The organism is Fructilactobacillus sp. X7R9C1, from assembly GCF_059901005.1.
Window position 1 is genome coordinate 71581 of record NZ_JBWXVG010000003.1, and the last position, 21696, is coordinate 93276.

The window sequence follows — 21696 nt, forward strand, 5'->3', positions numbered from 1 at the left end:
TTAAATGCCAAATCGAGTACCACCATTTCTTACTCCATTTGCCATTATTTCAATTTGTTTAGCGTTAGGAGCCACCAATATTGTTGTTAATAAAGCAACCAATACCCACGAGGGTGCTAAAGTCACTACCCATCAAAGCCAGAAACGTTCTATTTTTGACTTTAAGAAGAATGATGATAACAATAAGGGTACTAAGAACCAGAACTCGAATTCTAATGACGATAATAGTAAAAATGAATCCAATAGTTCTGGGACTAAACAAGATAATATGAATAATAACAATAACGATGGCAATAGTAAGTCACCAAATAATGAACAAGGTAAAACAACTTCTGGTGGACAGGAGCAAAATAATTCGACCAGCACGAATGGAAATAATTCGGAGACTGGTAATAACAATCAAAAGACAACTGATAATAACGGTGGAAATGCCGAAAAATCAAGTCAGAATACCGGGAATAACGGCAATTCTAATAATGGTACGGGGACTACTTCTAACAATACTCAGAATAATACTCAAGCCAATACGACTAATCCTGGGGGTGAACATTAATGTTTAGTTTTCTAGATATTATTAATCATTATCTTGGATATATAACGATTGAAACAAACACTAAAAGCCGAATTTACGTAATTTTAGGGATTCTAGGCGACTTTTACCTTTTGTACGTTGCCTACCGTTTTGTTGTAAATGGCTTTATGATTAGGGGGTTTCTGGTCTTCTTAGTTGTCTTGATTTTAGCGTACTTCTTGTACCTAAACATCATGTATTACTTTACTAAAAAACGGGCGAAGTTTGATGTTACCCCGGTCATTAATAAGGTCTTGCACATTCAGCCCAAGGAAACTGATCAGCAAACCGAGGCTCGTAGTGAAAATCGTCGTTATCGTAATATTCCGGCAAACGGTTTATTTGATGAAAGAAAAACGATGCCAGCTAAATTGGAATCGACAATTAGTGAGCGACATAACGTTCATCAGTTAGCCGATACCATGATTACCAAAAAAATTGCAAGTGATGACTACAATGGATTAGGCGATCGGGCGCTTCTTTCCGAAATTAAAGCTAATCCTAAGCATCGCGTCTACGCTTTGGGTGATGGAGTGTTAATTCCTTACTTTGATTTAAGAGAAGAAAACGGAAAGTATGAAGTCTATGCCGGAATGAATCAGGTTAATTGTGAACCCGTGGGCCACATTGTTAAGGCTGGTTTTGAAGATATTCAAAAAATCGATAAGAATAAAGTCAAGTTGTATCTAGCCGAAGCCTTTTTGGTTGGAGGAAAATACAAGACTTCTGGTCGAGCCGGCTTAATTGATGGAGCTGACGACTATGCGGTTCAGATTAAAATTGCATATCAGAAAAAATAAGAGATCTCATTTGAGATCTCTTATTTTTTAACCTTATTTCTTTTGAGAGTAACTTCAAAGTAATAGATTGGAATCCCGAGTGCAACGATTCCCAGTGAGCAAACGACCCCAATGAAGTCTGATCCAATTTCTGAACAGATTACGAAAAGGGATGCCAAAATAGCTACGATTGGTGTAAATGGATATAGTGGAACTGAGAAAACTCGCTTTCGGTCGGGGTGACGTTTTCTAAGGATGAAAACGCCGAAGAACGCCATCACGTAAAAACAATAGACGGTAAAGATACATAGTTCTGAGAGCCGGTCGGCATCAAAGAAACAGATCATGATAATTACAATGATCAGAACAGCAGCAATTGATACCACTGGCGTTCTGGTCTTTGGATTGAGGTAAGCTAACTGCTTAGAGAACGGAAGTTGATTTTCTTTCGCCATGGCATACATGATACGGGGAAAGGTCATGATTTTTCCGTTCATGCAACCGATGATTGAAATGATGATACCGATACTTAAAATCTTCCCACCAATCATTCCAAAATCTTTGTTAGCCATGTATGGAATGGCATTTGTTCCAAGATCATGAATTTTCTCGGGACCAATGCTTTTTAAAACACCGTATGAAACTAGCATATAAATGGCAATGACAATTAAAATTCCGAAGGTAATAGCGCGTGGTAGCATCTTTTTAGGATTTTTGATTTCTCCACCAAGGTTAGCAACTAGGATCCACCCGTCAAAGGCAAATAGAGTGGCTAACATGGCAACTCCAAAACCACCAACTGAGGAGTGGACGTCACTAATACTTTGAGTAAAAGCATCGGCGTGACCAAAGAAAAGTCCGAAGATAATAAGCGCTGCGACTGGGACGAGCTTACAAATTGTGGTAATAATTGAAAAAGCAGCCCCAAATCGATTGGGAAAGGTATTTAATAGACCAACCGCAACAACTGCAATGATAGCTATCGGAATGTTCCATTCTGGTGAAATATGGAAAAAGTCACCTAATAGGATGGCAAGATAAGCTCCAAGTGAAGCGATCATTGCGGGACCATAAACAATAATCTGCATCCATCCAGATAAAAAGCCCCAAAACTTGTTATAAATGACTTCCATGTATGCATATAGTCCACCGGTTTCTGGAATTTGCGAGGCAATCTCGGCAATTGAAAGTCCCGCGGCTAAAGTCAGAAGTCCCCCGGCTAGCCAAGCCAGCATGGCACCATTTGCTGATCCTGCATCGTTTAGAACGGCAGCTTGTCTAACAAATATTCCAACTCCGATGATGGTTCCAACTACAAGTGAGAGTGCGGACCAAATTCCTAAAGAACGGTTTAACTTTACATTGGACTCTTCTTTTGGTTTCTTCATATAAAATTCCTCCCTTTGAGAATAAAAAAAAGTCCCTGACAACTAAATGTCAGGGACGCAAATTTGCGCGGTTCCACCCAAAATTCTCTGAAATTTTCAGAGCGCTTTTTGTTGTGTATTAATGTGTTTTAAGAGGTGGTTAAATAAAGATTAGTCAGCCAACTTCCAGAATAACGTCGGCTTCTCTTGGGCGGTTTCTTTAAATATTGTTCTCTTAAATTAGTATAGGACCATTTAACCGCGATCCATATTAAATGTCAATGTAATTTTATTAATTAACTTCGTATTTTTGGTATTTTTTGGCCGATGTTTCAGGAAGTTCAACTTTCAACCTCGTTCCCTGATCGGTGTAATCAGTCTGATAGACCGTTTCGTTTTCATTTAGGTCCGAAACTACTTGGCCACTATTGAAAGGGATGAGGTACGTCTTTTTGACGTAATCTTTAAACAAGTTTTGAGAAATTATGTCAATTAATAAATTAATTGAATCAGGGTCAAGAGCTGACATGATGATGTTATTGCCTTCACGAACGGGATAATTTTCTCCACTCTTATCAGCCTTATTAAAGACCTTAATCATGTTAATGTCGGGAACGCCAATTTCTCTTAAAGTCTTTTCAGTAGTTTGCATCATTAGTTCTTGGTTGGGATCGGAGTAATCAACCACCTGTACCAAAAGATCAGCATTACTGGCCTCTTTTAAAGTTGATTTAAAGGCTTGAATCAGTTGGTGGGGAAGTTGACTGACAAAACCAACCGTGTCGGTTGCAAGGAAACGTTTATGGTTTGGTAGCTCAATCTTTCGCACGCTGGTGTCCAAGGTGGCAAATAGCATGTTTTTAACGGTAACTTCTTTCTCCTCGTTTTCACCAAATCGTTTTACCAGCTGATTCATAATCGTGGATTTGCCCGCGTTGGTGTAACCAACAAGAGCAATGGTTTTCAAATCGTTTTGTTTGCGCTTTTTACTTTGAGTGTCGTATGATTTGTCAATTTCCTTTAATTCGTGACGAACGTGCGTGATTTGATGTTGAATGGTTCGACGATTCAATTCAATTTGGGTTTCACCAGCACCACGGTTAGCTAGTCCGCCACCAGCAGACTGTTGGTCTAATCGTTGACTAGCACTAGTACGAAGCCTTGGGAGTTGATAGTTTAGTTTGGCCAATTGGACCTGCAACTTGGCTTCACGAGAACGAGCTCGATTGGCGAAGATCTCCAAAATTAGCCCAGTTCGGTCAATGATTTTAGCGTTGGTTAATTTTTCAAGGTTTCGAATTTGACTAGGACTGAGTTCATCGTTTGCCACAATGATGTCTGTCTCAGACGTTTTGACGAGTTGTTCTAGAAATTCAACCTTACCTTTGCCGAAGTAGGTTGCTGGATCAGGGTGATCCAACTTTTGGGTCACAGTTTCAACGCTATGCATGTTGTTCGCGGTGACTAAGTTGTTAAGTTCCTCCATTGAGTACTGAAAATTAGCATCATTTAAATCTAAACCAATTGTAATTACATCAGTAAAGTTGTCGATCATTTATACTCCTTTAGACTGGATCTGAAATGTTGTTATAGTATTTGATAATATAATCGCCATCTTTATAATCAACTTTAGTGACGCTGCCATTCTGAATGGGTTCACTAATATCGATGTCACTAAAACGACTAACGATGCTTCGAATGAGAGTTCCATGAGCAGTAATGAGAATATCATCACCATCTTCAGCGTTGTTAACGATTTCGTCCAGCCCAGTTTGAACTCGTTTCCAAAACTGTGAATCATTTTCGGCATCCCCGTATGGATCGGCGTCAGCAATCATGTCGCGGGTCTTTTCCATCGTATAAGTGGCGATCATTTGACTGTATGAATCAGCGCCAGATGGCCCCCCAATGATGTGCCAAACTTGTCCCATGTCATTTCCCTCAAAATATCCAAAATTCTCTTCTCTGAGGTTTTCCATTTCGATCGGTTCAACTATTCCTGATGGATTTTCTTTTAGGATTAGTTCCGCGGTGTCACGGGCCCTTTTGGTATCACTACTATATGCCTTGTTGAAATCAACATTATTAAGGTGTTTTCCAGCATCGATTGCATCGGTGATTCCCTTATCGGTTAAAGCTGAGTCTGCCCATCCCTGTAAACGATGGTAACGATTCAAATATGTTTGGCCGTGTCTGACAAAATATAAATTGATTGAAGTCATTTTTATTTCCCCCCTGATTCACTAGTTGCTTAATTCTAGCATATTTTAACGTCCAAGATAAACGGGACGGGTGGAATTGGTATAATTTAGTAATCATTTGAAATAATCATTATATTGTTTTGCGTAAATCATCATGAACCAGATAAAAAATCCACTGACATCATCTTAGTCAGTGGATTAATTAATCTAATTTTGTGATGCTTCCGGGTTAAAATCACTTCTGATTTGAATTCCAGTTCCCTTTTGGGCGGAGAAAATAATTTGATCACCTAATCTTAGGATCGTCTCACCGGTCGGGTGAAGTAGTTTATGGTCGCGAAAGATTTCGTTAATGGTAATGTCACTACTAAAGGGAAGGTCTTTGACTGCTATGTTAGCCAAACTCGGATTAGTTAGTTTAACTTCATGGAGAACTGATTCGTTAGATTCAATCATCTTAAATGTTGACGGGACCTCAATCAACTCTCTTAGCATGGCAATGTTGACGGCAAGGTTGTTATATATCTCAACTCCTAGAGAAAGGAGTTCATCTTGATGCTTATCAAGGACATCGCGATTTTCAAAACGAGCGATAACCCGTTTGACACCGTACTTTTTAGCTGACTTGGCCAACTCGTAACTTTTCTCTGAATCAAAGTAGGCCATGACGACGATATCGCAGTCAAAATAGCCGTTGTCAATTAAAAATCTTGGGTCAAGCTTAGAAACAAGATGAACGTTAGCTTGACTGTTATAGGAGCGGTAGTGCTCCTGATTATCAGTGTATACGTTAACGTCGTACCACCCACTTGAAAGTTGTTGAGCGACTGGGATGGTAGTTAAGTTAACCCCAAAGAAATTAACCTTAATCTTAGGATAGGTTTCTGGTTCGACTTTAAAGGCCTTGTTAAAGACCAGTGGGCCAATGATACAGGTGATAATCGCTGCAAGCAAAAATGCCCCCGATTGTTGAGATGTGATCACTTTCATCCCCTTAGCAACTTGGAGGATTGCCAGAACCATGGTGATGGTTGCACTCGGAAGGGCCATTCCAGCCAGTGAGTTTTGCTTATTGAAACGTAACCTAAAGATGGGATAAAGTCCCAACTTCGCGATGATGTAACTAGCAAAGAAAACAGGGATTAGAACCAAAGTCGCTGGGTTTGACAGCAACTCTTTGACATTCAAACCAACACCACTCATGATAAAGAAGACTGGAATGAAGAGCCCATATCCGATTGAATCCAATCGATCTTTCGTGGTTTCGGATGGTTGTAGTAATTTATAGACCATTCCACCGATGAATGCCCCTAAGATGTCCTCTGATCCAACAAAGACGGCAATCGTTGATAATAAAACAATGATGAAGAAAGCTAGCCGAATGTCAATCTGAGTGGTTGATTTATTGATTTGGTCTGAAACCTTGAAGAAACGTTTAAACCACCACAATAAAAAGCCCGCTACCACAAATAGAATCAGGATGAGCCATAGTGACTTACTGTCGGATCCAAATACCGAGGCGTAGATCGTCAGGGCAAAGATCGGTAAAACTTCACCAAGGGCAGCAATTAACAGAATGGTTTGGCCAAAGGCGCTTCCAGTGACGTCTTTTTCCTTTAAGGCTGCTATGACCACGCCAAGTGAAATGGTAGCAAACAAGATTGAAGCTAACCAGAAGTCACTGAATAGTCCAGTTAGTTTACAGAAGTATCCTAGGATTAATGCTAGAATGATAACCGTTGCATACCCCATAAAGGCTAGTTGAACGGATGAAAATCGTGGAGCAGTTTTGCTTGATTTTTTTTCTAGTTCACTGGGATTTTTGTTTTTGGGTTTAAATAAGGAAAAATCGATTTCCATTCCACTCAAAAACAGCAGAACGATCACACCAATCTTGGAAAGAATGGATAAAATGTTTGAGTCGGAAACGATGTTGAATAAACTGGGTCCTAATATGATTCCAACTAAAATTTCAACGACTGCGGTTGGCAGCATTGAAATGTGGAATCGTGCCATCACTAATGGAGTTATTAGGGCCGCAAGTAGAACAATTACTAATGAGATTGAGTCCATATTACGATCACCTTGGTTTATATATTTTGTTCAGTTGAGTTAATATGTTAGAATATTTAATCAAGTTTAGCAAGCAGGAGGGATTATCCGTTGGAAAATTCAATTAAAGATGAAGAACAGAAACACCTTGATTTTGTTGAAAGCAAAATTGAAATGGCAGAGGTCGATGCTGCTAAAAAAATTAAAAAAGCGAAGGGTGACCAATCGGAAATCCAAAAGAACTTTTTTAACGATGTTCGTTTAAAGACAAGTACATATAGTGGACAGATGGAGACGGGTGTCTCGGTTAGACAGCAACAGCAATTACTTTCGGAACGTGAGAATCGCTGGAAGAACGCCGCAAGGGATCTTGATACGCTAAAACGGCTGGATCAAAATCCCTACTTTGCTCGAATTGATTTTCACGAAGAAGGCGAGAAACACACTGAAACCATTTACATTGGCCTAGCGTCATTTACCGATAATCCTGACGATTATCTGGTGTACGACTGGCGGGCACCTATTTCCAGTATTTACTATGATAGTGGAATTGGTGAAATGACGTATGATTCACCGGCTGGTCCCCAAAAGGTTGACGTCAAGTTAAAGCGACAGATTGAGATTAAGAACGGTAAGATTGAAACCATCTTTGATACAGACGAAGCCCTTGGAGACAACTTACTTCTAGAAAATCTCAGTCATCAGTCTGATACCAAAATGAAGAGCATCGTTACCACGATTCAAAAAGAGCAGAACCAGATCATTCGTGATACTGATTCTGATTTGCTTTTTGTTCAAGGAGCGGCCGGGTCAGGAAAAACGGCTGCTGTTTTGCAACGAATTGCATACTTACTTTATCGTTATCGTGGTAATTTGAATTCTGGACAGGTAATTTTATTTTCCCCCAACCAACTTTTTAATGACTACATCAATGAAGTCCTACCCGAGTTAGGGGAACAAAATATGGTTCAGATGACGTACTACCAATACACCAACCGACGAGTTCCCCACTTGGAGGTTGAAACCATTGGTGAACGTTTTGTCGAAACTCATGAAAAACACCAACAAAAGGTGGTTGACTTCAAAAACAGCTTGGATTTCTTTGATCTAGTTGGAACGTACGCCCACCATTTAAATAAGGAAAACTTTCAGTTTAAAGACATTAAATTTGAAGATAATGTCTTTATTTCAAAGGAAGATATTAGCGAAATTTACTACAGTTTTAACGAGAACTATAACTTACGGAATCGTTTGGAAGCTACCAAGGAAGAACTGAATAAGATTTTAAATCGTCACATTGGGAGTGAGATGAAAAAGAAGTGGGTCGAAGAAACCATTGAAGGACTTGACCAGCAACAACTTCAGGCAATTTACGCTAAATATGGCGAAAGTATGGATAATCCCGATAAGGAATATAACTTTTTGGCTAAAAAGATTGTCCAAAACGCTTTTAGAAACGTTAGAAAGGCCATTACTCGCGGTCGATTTGTTAGTATCAATCGTCAGTTCGTTAATCTAATCAGAAACGTTTCTCGAATTACCGACTTGAGCAAGTATGGAATTGATGAACAAGAATGGAATGACGGGGTTGAAAAATCAATTGAACGATTAAAGAATGGCAAAATTAGTGATGCTGATATTTCAATTTATCTTTATTTGTATGATTTAATATCTGGGAAACGTCCTGATATTCACATGCGTTATTTATTTGTCGATGAAGTTCAAGACTATACCCCATTTCAGTTGGCTTACCTCAAGTTTAATTTTCCAAGGGCTAAGTTTACTTTACTGGGAGACCTCAACCAAGCGATCTTCACGCATGAGAGTAGTAACAGCCTTTTGCGGGAAATGAAGACGATGTTTGATCCTGAGAAAACCAAGGTAATCGAACTTAATAAGTCTTATCGTTCAACTGAACAAATCACTGATTTTACCAAGCATTTGATCCCAGATGGCAGTACGATCCAGTCGTTTGCTAGAAGTGGCGAACTTCCTAAAATTAACGTTGTCAAAGATTTTAATAATGGAATAAACGTTTTAAAGAATACGATTCAGGTAAATGATCAGGCGAGTGATACCACGGCCGTCATTGCTAAATCGTTAGATGAGTGTCGACGAGTTCATGATGAGCTAAAAAAAGATGGGATTAAATCCACGTTGATTCAAACCGAAAATCAGCGGTTGGTCAAGGGTGTTATTGTTGTTCCGGCCTATCTAGCTAAGGGACTTGAGTTTGACGCCGTTGTAATGTGGAATGGTTCTAAAGAAGAATATCCAACGGAGCGTGATGACCAGTTAGTGTACACAATTTGTAGTCGTGCTATGCACCGCCTGGACGTGATTTCAGTTGGGGAGTTATCACCAACGTTTAAGGACGTTCCAAAGGATGAGTATGATTTAGTAACCAAGTAGGTGAGTTTTGTTGAAGGATTTCTATGAATTTAGTAAAAATGAATGGAAACAGTTTTATCCAAATGAATCTGCTCCAATTACACAGGCTAATTTGGAAAGATTAAAGGCCTTTAATGATCAGATCTCACTTGACGATGTTTCTGATATTTACATGCCATTGGTACGCTTATTAGAACTGGCTTCTAAGCATTACCAAGATTGGGAGCTTACTGAAAGTGATTTTCTAAAACGTAAAACGCCTAAAATTCCATTTATCATCGGAATTTCGGGAAGTGTAGCTGTGGGGAAATCAACCGCAGCGCGTCTGCTTCAATACCTTTTTACCGATTTATTACCAGATATGAAGACGCAACTAATCACGACTGATGGTTTTTTGTATCCAACGAAAGTCTTAAAAGAAAAGGGCATTCTTGATCGTAAAGGGTTTCCTGAAAGCTATGACATGGAATCATTGATTCAATTTTTGGTTAAGATTAAGGCTGGTGTGAAAGAAGTAAAAGCACCAGTCTACTCTCATCAAACGTATGACATTATTCCTCATCGTTATGATGTCATCACTAATCCCGACATTTTAATCATTGAAGGAATTAACACGCTTCAAATTCCTGATCATCAGAAACTCTATATTGGTGATTTTACTGATTTTTCGATCTATATCGATGCTAATCCAGATCTGATTGAGACTTGGTACCTTAATCGTTTTAAGAAGTTAATGAAAACGGCTTTTCAGGATCCAACTAATTATTACTATAAGTACGCAAAAGAGGAGCCAGAACAGGCGGTTAAAATGGCGGGAAACGTTTGGAAAACCGTCAATTTACCGAACTTAAAGGAGTACATTTTACCAACACGTGAAAGAGCCAACCTTATTATTCATAAAGGTGTGGGGCACATCGTTGATAAAGTTTATCTTAGGAAATATTAAAATAAAAATCGCTCGATCGTTATAATTCAATGATTGAGCGATTTTTTATTGAGAAATAGATTAAATGGTTGCAAAGTTTACAGATGTAGATTATGATTAATATTGAATTTACAGATGTAAACCATGAATTGGAGGTGAATTATTTGGATCAAACCAAAAAAATTGAAGAAATTACGTCCGCTGAATGGCAAATTATGCGGTTGATTTGGACGATGGGAGATAGCTCATCACGAAAAATCATTGACACGATTACGAAAAAACGTGATTGGAAAGAGTCAACGATTAAAACGTTACTTAGTCGATTGGTTAAGAAAGGTTTGTTAACTCGTTCTAAAAAGGGAGGCTATTTCGTTTATTCGCCCACTGTTAACGAACAGAATGCGATGAATCTAAGTGCTGAAGAACTTTTTGAACAAATGTGCGACATGCGTAAAGGCCAGACCATTATGGATTTGATTAACCAAAGTAAGATTAGTAAGAGTGATATTCACAAGTTGGGTGAAGTTTTGAGACAAAAGCTAAAAACCGCCCCCGATAAAGTGGATTGTAACTGTTTACCAGGCGATATGGGCATGGATTGTCAATAGAAAGGAGCTTTTTAATGAAAGATATGGACAATGGAAAACATGATTCAATGGGGAAAATGAATATGAATCATGATAACCATAATATGAAAAATATGAACCCCAAAGACAGTGATAATAGTCAAATGAACATGAAGGGTAATTCTAAAATGAAAATGGACCATGGATCTATGAACATGGGAAACGGTTCAATGGATATGGGTGGCGGCCACATGATGAACATGGGAAACTTCAAACGGCGCTTTTGGATTTCATTGATTATTACGATTCCCATCTTATTACTTTCTCCGTTTATGGGGATGAAGTTGCCGTTTCAGATTACTTTTCCGGGGTCTGATTGGATTGTAATGATTCTTTCAACCATTCTGTTCTTTTATGGTGGCCAACCATTCTTTAGTGGAGCCAAAAATGAGTTGAAAAGTCATGCTCCAGCAATGATGACGTTGATTACACTGGGTATTTCAGCTTCGTACTTTTATAGTTTGTATGCTTTTATTATGAATACCTTCATTAATCCAAACGGTCATGTGATGAATTTCTTCTGGGAACTAGCAAGCTTGATTGTCATTATGCTACTAGGTCACTGGATTGAAATGGATGCGGTCATGAATGCTGGCGATGCGCTTAAAAAGATGGCTGCACTACTTCCAAGCACAGCCCATTTGGTTGAATCTAACGGAGAAACTAAGGATATTCAACTAGACCAGTTAAAAGCTGGCGACATTGTTTTGGTTCAACCGGGTGAAAAAGTTCCAGCTGACGGCGTGGTTGATTCTGGAACTAGTGCTGTAAACGAAGCCTTAGTAACTGGTGAATCGAAGGCAGTGACTAAGAAAAGGGGAAGTAAAGTAATTGGTGGGTCCGTCAACGGTGATGGTAGTATGCAAGTCAAAGTTACCGCCACTGCTAAAGATGGATACCTAGCTCAAGTTATTAAAATGGTGCAAGCTGCTCAAAAGGAAAAATCAAAAGCGGAGACGTTAGCTGACAAGGTTTCGCGCTGGTTGTTCTATGGCGCCCTGATCATTGGAATTTTAGCATTGGTCGTTTGGACGATTTTAAGCGGATTAAGTTATGGACTGCAACGAATGATTACGGTCCTGGTTATCGCATGTCCTCACGCTTTAGGATTAGCGATCCCACTAGTTGTGGCCAGAAGTACCTCAATTGCCGCTCAGAATGGACTGTTAATCAGAAATCGTCAGTCAATTGAAGAGGTTAAACGTTTGGATTACGTCTTTATGGATAAGACTGGGACTCTGACTGAAGGAGTCTTTCAAGTCAATGATGTAATCTCTGATTCCGATATGAGTAACGAAGAACTTCTGACTAAATTTGCTGATCTTGAAGCTAATTCTAGTCATCCTTTAGCTGCTGGAATCCTAGCTAAGGCTAAAAAGGAGCAAGTTTCCGTCGTCCCAGCCAAAAACGTCCAAGCCATTCAGGGAGTTGGACTAACGGGACAAATTGATGGAAAAGAGTATAAGATTGTAACCGCTAAGTATCTGACTGATAATCACTTGGACTACGATCATAAACAATTTGATAATCTTGCTAGTCAGGGCAATTCGATTAGTTACTTGGTAAGTGATGATAAAGTACTTGGGGTGATTGCTCAGGGAGATGTTCTTCGTCCTAAGTCAATTGACTTAATTAAGGCACTTAGAAGAATGAACATTACTCCTGTGATGCTCACTGGTGATAATGACTTGGCCGCTAAGCGAGTTGCTCATCAGTTGGGTGATATTGATTACCGTTCGGAACTTCTCCCTCAAAACAAGGAAGAAATTATTAAAGAGTACCAGAGCAAAGGCAATGATGTCATGATGGTTGGTGATGGTATCAATGACGCTCCCAGTTTGTCACGTGCTAACATTGGAGTGGCTATCGGTGCTGGAACTGATATTGCCATCGAATCGGCTGACGTTGTTTTGGTTAGAAGTGATCCAGAAGATATCATTGACTTCTTGGATCTTGCCAGAGCAACTAACCGGAAAATGGTTGAAAACCTCTGGTGGGGAGCTGGCTACAATATCATTGCAATGCCACTTGCTGCTGGGATCTTAGCTCCAATTGGAATTATCCTTTCGCCAGCCGTTGGGGCCTTGATTATGTCAGCTTCAACCATCATTGTGGCTGTGAATGCTTTCACCCTTCATATGGGAAAGATTAAAGAATAAACAATTAATTAGTCGATTAAGCAAGAGTGGCTTTCATTTGCCACTCTTTTTTTGTATAATCGATCCATTAAGTAATAAATTAAGTAACAAGGGATGGTGGGTGTTCATGGATCAACAAAAGAAAAAGTATTCCCCGATGATGAAGTTTTCGTTGTTGGCGGTTTCGTTAGTTTTAGCGTCATCACTGTCAGTTTCAGCGGAAGTACCACAATGGCAGCGTGCATTTCCAGGGCATTCATATTCAAGTATTGAGTTAATTGCCACCATGCCAGCTTTAGCAGTGATCATCTTCCTGCTTGGAAGTAGTTGGATTGCTAAAAAGATTGGTGCCAAAAGAACCGTTATACTCGGGTTGCTGGTCAGCGGAATCGCTGGAGTGATTCCTATTTTTGTTACTAATTATTATGTAATGCTTATTTCACGATTTGCTTTTGGAATTGGGCTTGGTTTGTTGAATGGACTGGCCGTTAGTCTGATTGGAACCTTCTTTAAGGGAAAAGAAAAGAATCAACTGATGGGAGTTAGAAGTGGATTTGAGATGTTGGGTAATGCCATTTCAGCGTACGTTGCTGGTGCATTACTGGTTGATTTTGGTTGGCATAGTGCTTTTCTAATTTATACCTTGGCATTTCCGGTTGCCATCTTGTTTTTCTTCTTTGTTCCGTCACCACCAAAAGTGGAACATTATCAAGCGGAACGAAAAAACAAATACTTTCCAAAGATTAATACTGATGTTCTTTTCTGGACCATGCTACTTGCTGGATATCAAATTACGTATGTGGGTGCCACCGTTCGAATTGCTGAATTTATTGAAGGAACCGGGATTGGTTCCACACAACAGTCAGCGGTTGTTATCAGTATTGCGCCAATCTTTGGCTTAGTTGGTGGTATAGTCTTCAGTATGGCACTGATGAAGTTGAAGAAATATTTATTGCCCGTCGGAATTATTGCTAGTGGATTTTGTCAGCTATGGATTGGGTTATCACACTCGTTCTTTAGTGCGGCGCTTGGCTTTTTCCTAGTAACTTTTCTTGATGCGATTGTGGTTTCCTACATTTTAAACATTGCGACTGAAATTTCATCCAAAGGAACTCTGAACTTAACCACTTCCATCTTGTTGATTGGTAGTAATTGTGGAATCTTTTTAGCACCGATTGCTTTAGGTGGGATTGATTCGGTATTTAGTTCCAATAAGCCCGCATTAACCTTTGTAGTTTGTGGAATTATTCTACTAGCTATGGGAGCCGTTGGTGTATGGGATATTAAATTTTTACGCAGAAAAATATTTAATTAGGGCAGTGCATTTGATGCATCGCCTTATTTATTTTGGTCAAAGGAGCAAAAAACCATGAAAGTTAATTTTAAAAGTTCTCATACTAGTCCCATATCGCTCAAGGCCTTTTTGAGTCAACATGGGATTAGTCATCGGATGTATGCAGACTTAAAGCGAGCGAAAAATGCTTTTAAGATTAATGCTAAGACCGTCAAGCCATCGGTTAACGTTTCCTTTGATGATGTCGTCTCTGTCTTTCTCCCAAATGAATTATCTGATCCACGAATTGCGGTTAGTTTTGAACCAATTAATATAATTTACGAAGATGAGAATTGGCTAGTGGTTAATAAAGAAGCTGGGTTAACGTCGGTTCCAGGCCCAAGCAACCAATCCGATACACTGGTGAATCGGATTAAAGGCCATTTAATAAACGAAGAGGCCGCAAATTTACGACCGCACATTATTACACGTTTGGATCGGTTTACTAGTGGAGTGGTCTTAGTTGCTAAAAATCGTTTGGCAAATAGTTATGCCAATGAAGAGCTGAATCGTCATGAAATTGATAAGCGATACCTAGCAATCGTTTCTGGCAAAATGACACAAAAGCACGGAATCATTGACCAGCCAATTGGGCGAATTGGTGATAACTTTGCGAGACAAGTGACTACGTCGGGAAAGGCCGCACAGACGGAATACTGGGTTAAAAAAGACTTAAGTGATGCATCACTATTAGAAATTAAACTTCACACTGGGCGTACCCATCAGATTCGGGTTCACATGACATCAATTGGTCACCGGCTGCTTGGTGATGAACTTTATCATGGTCCACTTGATCGGGGAATTAAACGCCAGGCGTTACATGCTTTTACGCTTTCTTTCTTTGATCCGTTTCAAGGACGGCAGTTAAATTTTGAAGCCAAGTTGCCTGATGATATGGAAAAGGTAATTTCCAAAAATTAGTATGTAAATTTTTTAAAATTTGCTACAATAAAGTTAGTAAAGTAAGGAGAATGTTCCGTGGAAGATAACATCCAGTTAGGTGAAAAATCCTTTGATAAAATGATATTTGTACTTAATAAGCCGGTGAATGAGAAGAATCACCTTGACTATAAGTTCAAAGATTATGAGATGCAGCAAATTGCTGACGACATTTGGGCAATGCCTGCTTACATGAAAAAAGACGATGATTTTACCATTTTCTTCATTGTCACCAGGGTTAATAGTGGCGAGATTGTGGTAGCAATGGCAACTGGTCAGTCTGGTAAAAAAGGTCAGTTTGATCTGTCACGACCAGTTAATACGGGTGCCGGATTAAACGAATTATATAAACACGATCAGGACCAAGCGAAAGAAGCTCTTCACTTTTTGAATTTAATTTCAAAAGCTGGCGAGGGTGAATGGCGAATGGTAGAAGACTAAACAGAAAATAGGAGAGTTAACATGGCCCAAATTTATTTAGCAAGTCCATTTTTTAGTAACGAACAAATTCAAAGAATTGAAGTTGTTGAACACGCATTAGAGGCAAATCCAACGGTGACTGATTTTTATTCGCCACGTAAACATCAGGACGCTGAAAATGAGCAGTTTACCCTTCCGTGGGCGAACGAGATCTATCATCGTGACATGGAAAATCTAGAAGCAGCTGAAGCAGTGGTGGCTGTGGTTGATTTTGGTGGTAGTAATGTTGATAGTGGTACTGCGTATGAGATTGGTGCGGGGGTTCAAATGGGAAAGCCCGTTGTGGTTTTTCAGCAAAAAGATGAACCACTTAACCTAATGATCTCAGAAAGTTTGCATGCTTACCTGAAAAACGGCGAGCAACTCCAGGCTTATGATTTTACTAAGATGCCAGAGAGTCACTATACAGGGAACATTTTTTAAGTCGAATTAAAGGAGAAAGATTATGAATAATGATCAATTATCTGGAATGAGATTTTTCGAAGTAACGGTATTAAATGCAGTCATTACGATTCTTGAATTTTTGGGTGGGATCTTCTCGGGAAGTTTGTCACTTCTTTCGGACGCCTTCCATAATTTGGGGGATTCCATTTCAATTGTATTGAGCTATATTGCTCATCGAATAAGTAAAAAACAACAAACCAAACAGAACACTTATGGCTTTAAACGAGCTGAAATTATTTCGGCGTTCTTGAATTCATTGTTTTTGATTTTAATTTCGCTTTTTTTGATTATTGAAGCTGTTAAGCGAATTTCACATCCAGAAACAATTAATGGGCCAGTAATGCTGGTGGTTGCAGTTGTCGGAACTGTGGCCAACTTCTTTTCTGCTTTTTTGTTAAATAAAGGCGCTAAGCACAACTTGAACATGAGAGCCACCTACCTCCACTTGTTGAGTGATTCGTTGTCATCGCTTGGAATTATCATTGGTGGAATCTTAATTGCTTTCTTGAATTGGACAATTGTGGATCCAATTGTGACCATCCTAGTGGCACTTTACATTATGTGGGAGAGTTGGCCCATCATTAGGAAAACGGTGGGGATTTTGATGGAAAGTGCACCCAAACTGAATTACGCTGCCATTAAAAAAGATCTATTAAAAATTGATGGGGTGACTGGTGTTCACCACGTGCATGCGATGATGGTGGATGAAAACAGCATCGTTTTTTCGGCTCACGTTAATATGAAAAATATGCCCTTAGATCAGGTCCAATTAATTTACGATAAGATTAATAAATTATTGAAGAGTAAGTATCACATTGACCATGTCACGATTCAACCAGAAGTTGACCGGGGAAGACATGATGATTTATTTTACGATAACGGCAAAGACATATAAAAAAACAGTTTCTTTCTACTAGAGAAAGAAACTGTTTTTTTGTGATTTTAAAGTGATCTATAAAGTGCTGTCTGGATCTAATTTATTGGTTTCGTTAACATACCATTCTGACCAATCAGTGGTGGGGTTACCGTTTTCAAAGTAAGTCTGACTTAATTTACTTAAAAGGATTGCGAAATCACCATAGTCAAGTTCAATGATGTCAGCGACAACGTCTCGTGGACTATTATTACTCAGAGTGACGATTTCACGGTTTAAATCAGCAATTACACCAGATTCACCGTCAAAAGTACTCATAACTTCCAGGTTGTTGTTCCTAAATAGTTTGATGTAGAAAGGAACAAAATCGTTAACAACCTTTTTTTGGCCCTGCTCACTTAAATCACTAAACTTTACATTGTCACTCATATTTTTCCTCCTGTATGATACCGTTACAAATCTAATTTAATTATATCTGTCTGGATACCATTCGTAAAATAGTTTTTTGTAACGAAAACTCAATGAGATTTTTTACTTATATTTTGATATGCTAGAAATATTAAAGAAAAGGGGTGAGTCGCATGTTTGGGAAGAATCAACTGGATCCGGATTCGCGTTTTCGTAATTATAGTGATTTGGTCATTAAGACCTGTATGTTGGCGGGTAAAATCATGATTGAAAATGGGTCAGAAATGACACGAGTTAATGACACCATTAAGCGAATCGCACGAAATGCTGGGATGCCAAACTTGAAGACTTACATTACGATTACTGGAATTATGATTTCCGTTAATGATAATTCAGAAACTCAGATTACTGAGATTGATAAGCGGGCTTTTGACTTAAGAAAAATCACGGCTGTGAACGATTTATCGCGACGCTTTGCGGAACACAAGACAACGTTAGAGCAGTTCTATCAAGAATTGCAACACGTTAGTGATCTGGATACTTATTTTCCGTACTGGATGAAAATGTTAGCGGCTGCGGTCCTTTCAGGATCCATTGAAGTGGTTTTTCGTGGTGATTATTCGGTATTCTTTATTACCTGTCTGATTGGGATGTTAGGTTGGATTATTTTTGACTATTTGAATCGTATCGTGAAAGTTGAGTTTATAAACGAATTTACTGCGGCCATTTCAATTGGCATGTTAGCCATGCTAGCCCGAAAGTTGGGACTTGGAAGTGGTGTGGATAATATGATTATTGGGAGTGTGATGCCGCTTGTTCCTGGCGTCCAAATTACTAATGCGGTCCGAGATTTAATGTCTGGCAACCTTGTTAGTGGACCAGCTAGAGCAATGGAAGCCATTATGGGAGCGTGTGCTTTAGGATTTGGAGTGGCACTTGCTTTGAAGTGGTTTGGATAGGGGTGTTTATGATTGAAATTTTAGTGAAAATAATTGGAGTTTACGTTGCCACCCTTTGTTTTGCAATTTTGATCAACGTGCCACCGCGTGCTCTTAATCTAGGTGGATTGGTGGGGGTTGCCAGCTATTTAGTGTACCTAACCTACAATTCGATTTTTGGTGGTTACGTTGGTGGAAACGTCTTTGGAGCGTTTACGATTGGGATCTTGGGAATGCTGGCAGCTCGGTACAAAAAAATGCCAATCATCGTTTTTAACATTCCAGCGTTAGTTCCGCTTGTTCCCGGTGGACAGGCGTATGAAGTTATGAAATACATTGCAACGGGCAACACGCACTTAGCGTTTGTTTACTTAATGCAAGTCGCGATGATTGCAGGTGCGTTGGCGATTGGGTTCTTACTAGCCGAGTTGGCGATTCAACTGTTCTTTCACATCACCCATCTTTTGAAAGGAATCTATCTTAATTGAAAGTAAAAACCACATTGACAAGCGGCCAATGTGGTTTTTAGTTAGTTTGAAGCTGTTTGACAAAGTCTTGATAATCCTGCTCCTCACCGGTATCGGTGATTTGAATATTATCGAGGTTGGCGTTTCTTAGGTCACCTTCACTAATATTTAACTCATTAGTAAAAGTCGCATTTCCAATCAAATGAAGATCGTAGTGAACCCCACTGCGTTTTATGTGAGTTTTTACCATCCCACCTGGATTATAAATATTGACGGTTTCGTCAAAGTCCGAATCATGAGTTAAGATTTCGTAAATTAGACTAGTGGCCGTCATTCCAGTCCCACAGGCATTTGTAAGACCTACACCCCGTTCGAAGGTTCGAACGAAAAGTTCATTTTGATCCATAACGTTAGCAAAACTAACGTTGACACCGTCCGTAAAGTACTTGTTTTTTCCGTTTAGCATTTTGCCTAGCTTAACTAAATCGTTTGATTTAACTTGATCCATACTCATAAAGCTAATGAGGTGGGGATTAGGCACTGCGACCGCTGAATAATCTAATCCCGAAATGAAATCATTGACAGGCTGATCTAACAGTGGGGTTTTGATATTTTCAAGGGGCAGACTCTTAGCGTCAAATGAAATTGGTGAGATCTGGACACTAAAGGTGGGAACCCCAGGTGCAATGTCACTCTCTTTTGTCACATCTAGATCTGCATCGTTGGTTTCAACCTTGAAAGCATCCTGACCAAACTTTTGTGACAAGTACCGAGAAACGGTCCGAAGTCCGTTTCCACACATTGAAGCTTCACTGCCATCGGCGTTAAAGACTCGCATTTTCCCCAGTGCATTGGGGTGGTTTGATGAATCAACTACCAGGACCCCATCGGCGCCGTTTAAAATGTGATTTTTGGGGTCTGAAATGGTTTGAGCAAGTTTTTTAAGTTCCGAGTCAGTTAGTTTTTGGTCTAATTCGGTTTGATCCAAAATAAAGAATTGATTTTCGGATCCGTGTACTTTAAGTAATTTAGTCATAATTTAGTCTCCTAATAAATTAGTCGGTTGTTGTCAAAGAAGTTTCTGTAGATTAGCTTGACGGCTTTATCTGAATCTTTAATGTCAGTTCCAAGCATCACGGAAATCTTGGAAGCTCCTTGATTAATCATGTGAATGGAGATGCCATTGTCGGTTAGGGGCCGAATGATTTTTTCAATGGTTTGATTATCAGACTGCATTCCCTCGCCAACGATCATGATGATGGCATAGTCATTAATCCAACGAATTTGATCGGGATGAAGGGCATCTTTGATTTCTCTTGTAATTTCTTTGACGATATGGTCATTTAGTTGGGCCTTATCAAAGATAATGGTCAGGTCATCAATTCCAGAAGGCATGTGTTCGTACGACACGTTGTATTTGTACAGAATTTTGAGAATCTTAAGGGTAAAACCCACTTGTTTGTTAAGCAGATAGCGATGAATGTACAGTGCTGAGAAGTGCTTGGCACTGGCTACTCCGGTAATTACGCGAGTTGGCTGAAATTTATTTTCAGGAACAATCAAGGTTCCGGGTAAATCAGGAGCCGATGTATTTTTCACGTTGATCGGAATTCCGACCTGAATTGCTGGAATGATGGCTTCATCATGAAAGACTGAGAAACCAGCATACGAGAGTTCTCTCATTTCTCTATAAGTCATTACGTCGATAGCTTTCGGGTTTTTAACCACCCGCGGGTCAACCGAATAGATTGCGTTGACATCGGTAAAGTTTTCGTATAGATCAGCTTGAAGCCCACGAGCTATGATTGAGCCGGTAATATCGGAACCACCCCTTGAAAAGGTAGCGATTTGATTATCATCATTGACCCCAAAAAATCCTGGAAAGATCATTTTTTCTTTAACGTCACGAAATCTTCTGATGTTTCCGTAGGTAACTGGATTGATTTGCGCATCGGCAACGTCGCCGGTGACTTTAAAACCAATTTCTTTTGGATCCATAAATCTTGCAGGAATTTTAAGTTGGTTTAAAATCATCGTCAACATTTGCGCGTTGAGGTACTCTCCCTGAGCTTTAAAGGTACTCATTAGATGAGCAGAATCCAGAAACGATTGATTAGGTAATTCTCTTAACTGTGAGACAATTTGGTTAATCTGTTTCGTCTGAACGTTAAATGATTCACCAATTTCTTGATAGCGATCAATAATTTGATTAAGAATGTCAGAAAAGTCTTCATGGTCAAGAACTTTGTTAGCGTACTCGATTAATAAGTCGGTAACTTTTACGTCACCTTTGAAGCGAGTTCCGGGAGCAGAAACAACGACTGCCTTCCGATCTGGATCTGATTTGATGATATTAATTACCTTTTGAAATTGGGTTCCGTTAGCTAGTGAGCTTCCGCCGAATTTGGTTACTTTCATGAATTATTCATCCTTAAGAATTTAATTAAGTTGAATTGTAGCATTAATTTTTAATTTATCAATCTTGGAACCCAAAATATGTGAAATAATTATTAATTTAGATGATATTAATTGACGAATAGGTCAAAATGGGTTATATTTTTAACAAATTTAAATAGAGGTTGCAGGTAACAAGATTAGCTAATGGAGATTTACTCGTCGAAGAAGTTAGTGAAAGGGTTGTTTGCCGAAGCACTCTGTCAGAGTAGTGGCACTGGTGCTGGGACGTGATTTAATAAATCGCGGACTGTCGCAGATATTCTGCGGGGAGCTATTCAAGAATATTTGATCAAATAATGTCAAATT

General features: G+C 39.3%; 20 protein-coding genes and 1 riboswitch. Of the genes, 13 read left to right on the plus strand and 7 right to left on the minus strand.

All coding sequences use genetic code 11. The features are described from left to right. Window positions 1–4 precede the first annotated feature (4 nt). Together AC6UD0_RS03055 and AC6UD0_RS03060 are read left to right on the plus strand one after the other, a co-directional pair. Window positions 5–553, plus strand: coding sequence for a hypothetical protein (locus tag AC6UD0_RS03055; protein WP_500708116.1), 549 nt, complete (start codon window positions 5–7; stop codon window positions 551–553). Beyond that, window positions 553–1371 carry a DUF6681 family protein gene (locus AC6UD0_RS03060; RefSeq protein ID WP_500708118.1) on the plus strand — a complete coding sequence of 273 codons (819 nt, stop codon included), beginning with the start codon at window positions 553–555 and terminating at the stop codon, window positions 1369–1371. Before AC6UD0_RS03055 ends, AC6UD0_RS03060 begins: the two co-directional genes overlap by 1 nt. 20 nt (window positions 1372–1391) lie before the next feature. On the opposite strand, the gene AC6UD0_RS03065 is transcribed toward AC6UD0_RS03060, so the two are convergent. From AC6UD0_RS03065 to AC6UD0_RS03080, 4 genes are all read right to left on the minus strand, one after another. Next, complete coding sequence (locus AC6UD0_RS03065) at window positions 1392–2738, minus strand: APC family permease (RefSeq protein ID WP_500708119.1); 1347 nt, start codon at window positions 2736–2738, stop codon at window positions 1392–1394. A gap of 271 nt (window positions 2739–3009) precedes the next feature. Next, window positions 3010–4272, minus strand: coding sequence for a GTPase HflX (gene hflX, locus AC6UD0_RS03070; RefSeq protein WP_500708120.1), 1263 nt, complete (start codon window positions 4270–4272; stop codon window positions 3010–3012). Window positions 4273–4282: 10 nt separating this feature from the next. Continuing rightward, window positions 4283–4939, minus strand: a complete 657-nt coding sequence (locus AC6UD0_RS03075) for a histidine phosphatase family protein (RefSeq protein WP_500708121.1) — start codon at window positions 4937–4939, stop codon at window positions 4283–4285. A gap of 186 nt (window positions 4940–5125) precedes the next feature. Continuing rightward, window positions 5126–6991, minus strand: a complete 1866-nt coding sequence (locus AC6UD0_RS03080) for a cation:proton antiporter domain-containing protein (protein WP_500708122.1) — start codon at window positions 6989–6991, stop codon at window positions 5126–5128. A 90-nt stretch (window positions 6992–7081) separates the two neighbouring features. Between AC6UD0_RS03080 and helD the strand changes: the two genes are divergently transcribed. The 9 genes from helD to AC6UD0_RS03125 all read left to right on the plus strand — a co-directional run bounded on the left by helD (window position 7082) and on the right by AC6UD0_RS03125 (window position 17141). Beyond that, entirely contained in the window at window positions 7082–9382 is a 2301-nt protein-coding gene (gene helD, locus AC6UD0_RS03085) for an RNA polymerase recycling motor HelD (RefSeq protein ID WP_500708123.1), read from the plus strand. A gap of 10 nt (window positions 9383–9392) precedes the next feature. Next, entirely contained in the window at window positions 9393–10307 is a 915-nt protein-coding gene (gene coaA / locus AC6UD0_RS03090) for a type I pantothenate kinase (RefSeq protein ID WP_500695250.1), read from the plus strand. Between the two features lie 134 nt (window positions 10308–10441). After that, window positions 10442–10894, plus strand: a complete 453-nt coding sequence (locus AC6UD0_RS03095) for a CopY/TcrY family copper transport repressor (protein WP_500708165.1) — start codon at window positions 10442–10444, stop codon at window positions 10892–10894. 14 nt (window positions 10895–10908) lie between these two features. After that, the gene (locus AC6UD0_RS03100; RefSeq protein ID WP_500708124.1) at window positions 10909–13071 is read left to right on the plus strand and encodes a heavy metal translocating P-type ATPase; all 2163 of its coding nucleotides are present in this window, start codon (window positions 10909–10911) and stop codon (window positions 13069–13071) included. Window positions 13072–13177: 106 nt separating this feature from the next. Beyond that, on the plus strand, window positions 13178–14365 hold the full coding sequence (locus AC6UD0_RS03105) for an MFS transporter (RefSeq protein WP_500693510.1): 1188 nt from the start codon (window positions 13178–13180) through the stop codon (window positions 14363–14365). Window positions 14366–14419: 54 nt separating this feature from the next. Next, window positions 14420–15304 (plus strand): RluA family pseudouridine synthase, encoded by an 885-nt coding sequence (locus tag AC6UD0_RS03110; protein ID WP_500699250.1) that lies wholly within the window; start codon window positions 14420–14422, stop codon window positions 15302–15304. A 57-nt stretch (window positions 15305–15361) separates the two neighbouring features. Further along, window positions 15362–15763, plus strand: coding sequence for a hypothetical protein (locus AC6UD0_RS03115; protein WP_500699251.1), 402 nt, complete (start codon window positions 15362–15364; stop codon window positions 15761–15763). Between the two features lie 21 nt (window positions 15764–15784). Then, entirely contained in the window at window positions 15785–16225 is a 441-nt protein-coding gene (locus AC6UD0_RS03120) for a nucleoside 2-deoxyribosyltransferase (RefSeq protein ID WP_500696518.1), read from the plus strand. Between the two features lie 22 nt (window positions 16226–16247). After that, on the plus strand, window positions 16248–17141 hold the full coding sequence (locus AC6UD0_RS03125) for a cation diffusion facilitator family transporter (protein WP_500693514.1): 894 nt from the start codon (window positions 16248–16250) through the stop codon (window positions 17139–17141). 57 nt (window positions 17142–17198) lie between these two features. On the opposite strand, the gene AC6UD0_RS03130 is transcribed toward AC6UD0_RS03125, so the two are convergent. Further along, window positions 17199–17549: a hypothetical protein gene (locus AC6UD0_RS03130; protein WP_500695246.1), complete on the minus strand. Its 351-nt coding sequence runs from the start codon at window positions 17547–17549 to the stop codon at window positions 17199–17201. Between the two features lie 152 nt (window positions 17550–17701). On the opposite strand from AC6UD0_RS03130, the gene AC6UD0_RS03135 reads away from it, so the two are divergent. Next, window positions 17702–18487 (plus strand): threonine/serine exporter family protein, encoded by a 786-nt coding sequence (locus AC6UD0_RS03135; protein WP_500693516.1) that lies wholly within the window; start codon window positions 17702–17704, stop codon window positions 18485–18487. Between the two features lie 8 nt (window positions 18488–18495). Continuing rightward, window positions 18496–18954, plus strand: a complete 459-nt coding sequence (locus tag AC6UD0_RS03140) for a threonine/serine exporter family protein (RefSeq protein ID WP_500708126.1) — start codon at window positions 18496–18498, stop codon at window positions 18952–18954. Between the two features lie 37 nt (window positions 18955–18991). Here the strand turns inward: AC6UD0_RS03140 and dapF are convergent, their stop codons facing one another. Together dapF and AC6UD0_RS03150 are read right to left on the minus strand one after the other, a co-directional pair. Next, the gene (gene dapF / locus AC6UD0_RS03145; RefSeq protein WP_500708128.1) at window positions 18992–19969 is read right to left on the minus strand and encodes a diaminopimelate epimerase; all 978 of its coding nucleotides are present in this window, start codon (window positions 19967–19969) and stop codon (window positions 18992–18994) included. Between the two features lie 11 nt (window positions 19970–19980). Beyond that, window positions 19981–21351 carry an aspartate kinase gene (locus AC6UD0_RS03150; RefSeq protein WP_500708129.1) on the minus strand — a complete coding sequence of 457 codons (1371 nt, stop codon included), beginning with the start codon at window positions 21349–21351 and terminating at the stop codon, window positions 19981–19983. A 147-nt stretch (window positions 21352–21498) separates the two neighbouring features. Next, window positions 21499–21672: riboswitch (Lysine riboswitch) on the plus strand. The last annotated feature ends 24 nt before the right edge of the window (window positions 21673–21696 follow it).

Coding starts and splice junctions, on each gene's coding strand:
- AC6UD0_RS03110 (WP_500699250.1), top strand. CDS start 14,420: ATGAAAGTTAATTTTAAAAGTTCTCATACTAGTCCCATATCGCTCAAG.
- AC6UD0_RS03075 (WP_500708121.1), bottom strand. CDS start 4,939: ATGACTTCAATCAATTTATATTTTGTCAGACACGGCCAAACATATTTG.
- AC6UD0_RS03100 (WP_500708124.1), top strand. CDS start 10,909: ATGAAAGATATGGACAATGGAAAACATGATTCAATGGGGAAAATGAAT.
- AC6UD0_RS03105 (WP_500693510.1), top strand. CDS start 13,178: ATGGATCAACAAAAGAAAAAGTATTCCCCGATGATGAAGTTTTCGTTG.
- AC6UD0_RS03140 (WP_500708126.1), top strand. CDS start 18,496: ATGATTGAAATTTTAGTGAAAATAATTGGAGTTTACGTTGCCACCCTT.
- AC6UD0_RS03080 (WP_500708122.1), bottom strand. CDS start 6,991: ATGGACTCAATCTCATTAGTAATTGTTCTACTTGCGGCCCTAATAACT.
- AC6UD0_RS03135 (WP_500693516.1), top strand. CDS start 17,702: ATGTTTGGGAAGAATCAACTGGATCCGGATTCGCGTTTTCGTAATTAT.
- AC6UD0_RS03055 (WP_500708116.1), top strand. CDS start 5: ATGCCAAATCGAGTACCACCATTTCTTACTCCATTTGCCATTATTTCA.
- hflX (WP_500708120.1), bottom strand. CDS start 4,272: ATGATCGACAACTTTACTGATGTAATTACAATTGGTTTAGATTTAAAT.
- AC6UD0_RS03125 (WP_500693514.1), top strand. CDS start 16,248: ATGAATAATGATCAATTATCTGGAATGAGATTTTTCGAAGTAACGGTA.
- AC6UD0_RS03060 (WP_500708118.1), top strand. CDS start 553: ATGTTTAGTTTTCTAGATATTATTAATCATTATCTTGGATATATAACG.
- AC6UD0_RS03130 (WP_500695246.1), bottom strand. CDS start 17,549: ATGAGTGACAATGTAAAGTTTAGTGATTTAAGTGAGCAGGGCCAAAAA.
- dapF (WP_500708128.1), bottom strand. CDS start 19,969: ATGACTAAATTACTTAAAGTACACGGATCCGAAAATCAATTCTTTATT.
- AC6UD0_RS03065 (WP_500708119.1), bottom strand. CDS start 2,738: ATGAAGAAACCAAAAGAAGAGTCCAATGTAAAGTTAAACCGTTCTTTA.
- AC6UD0_RS03150 (WP_500708129.1), bottom strand. CDS start 21,351: ATGAAAGTAACCAAATTCGGCGGAAGCTCACTAGCTAACGGAACCCAA.
- AC6UD0_RS03120 (WP_500696518.1), top strand. CDS start 15,785: ATGGCCCAAATTTATTTAGCAAGTCCATTTTTTAGTAACGAACAAATT.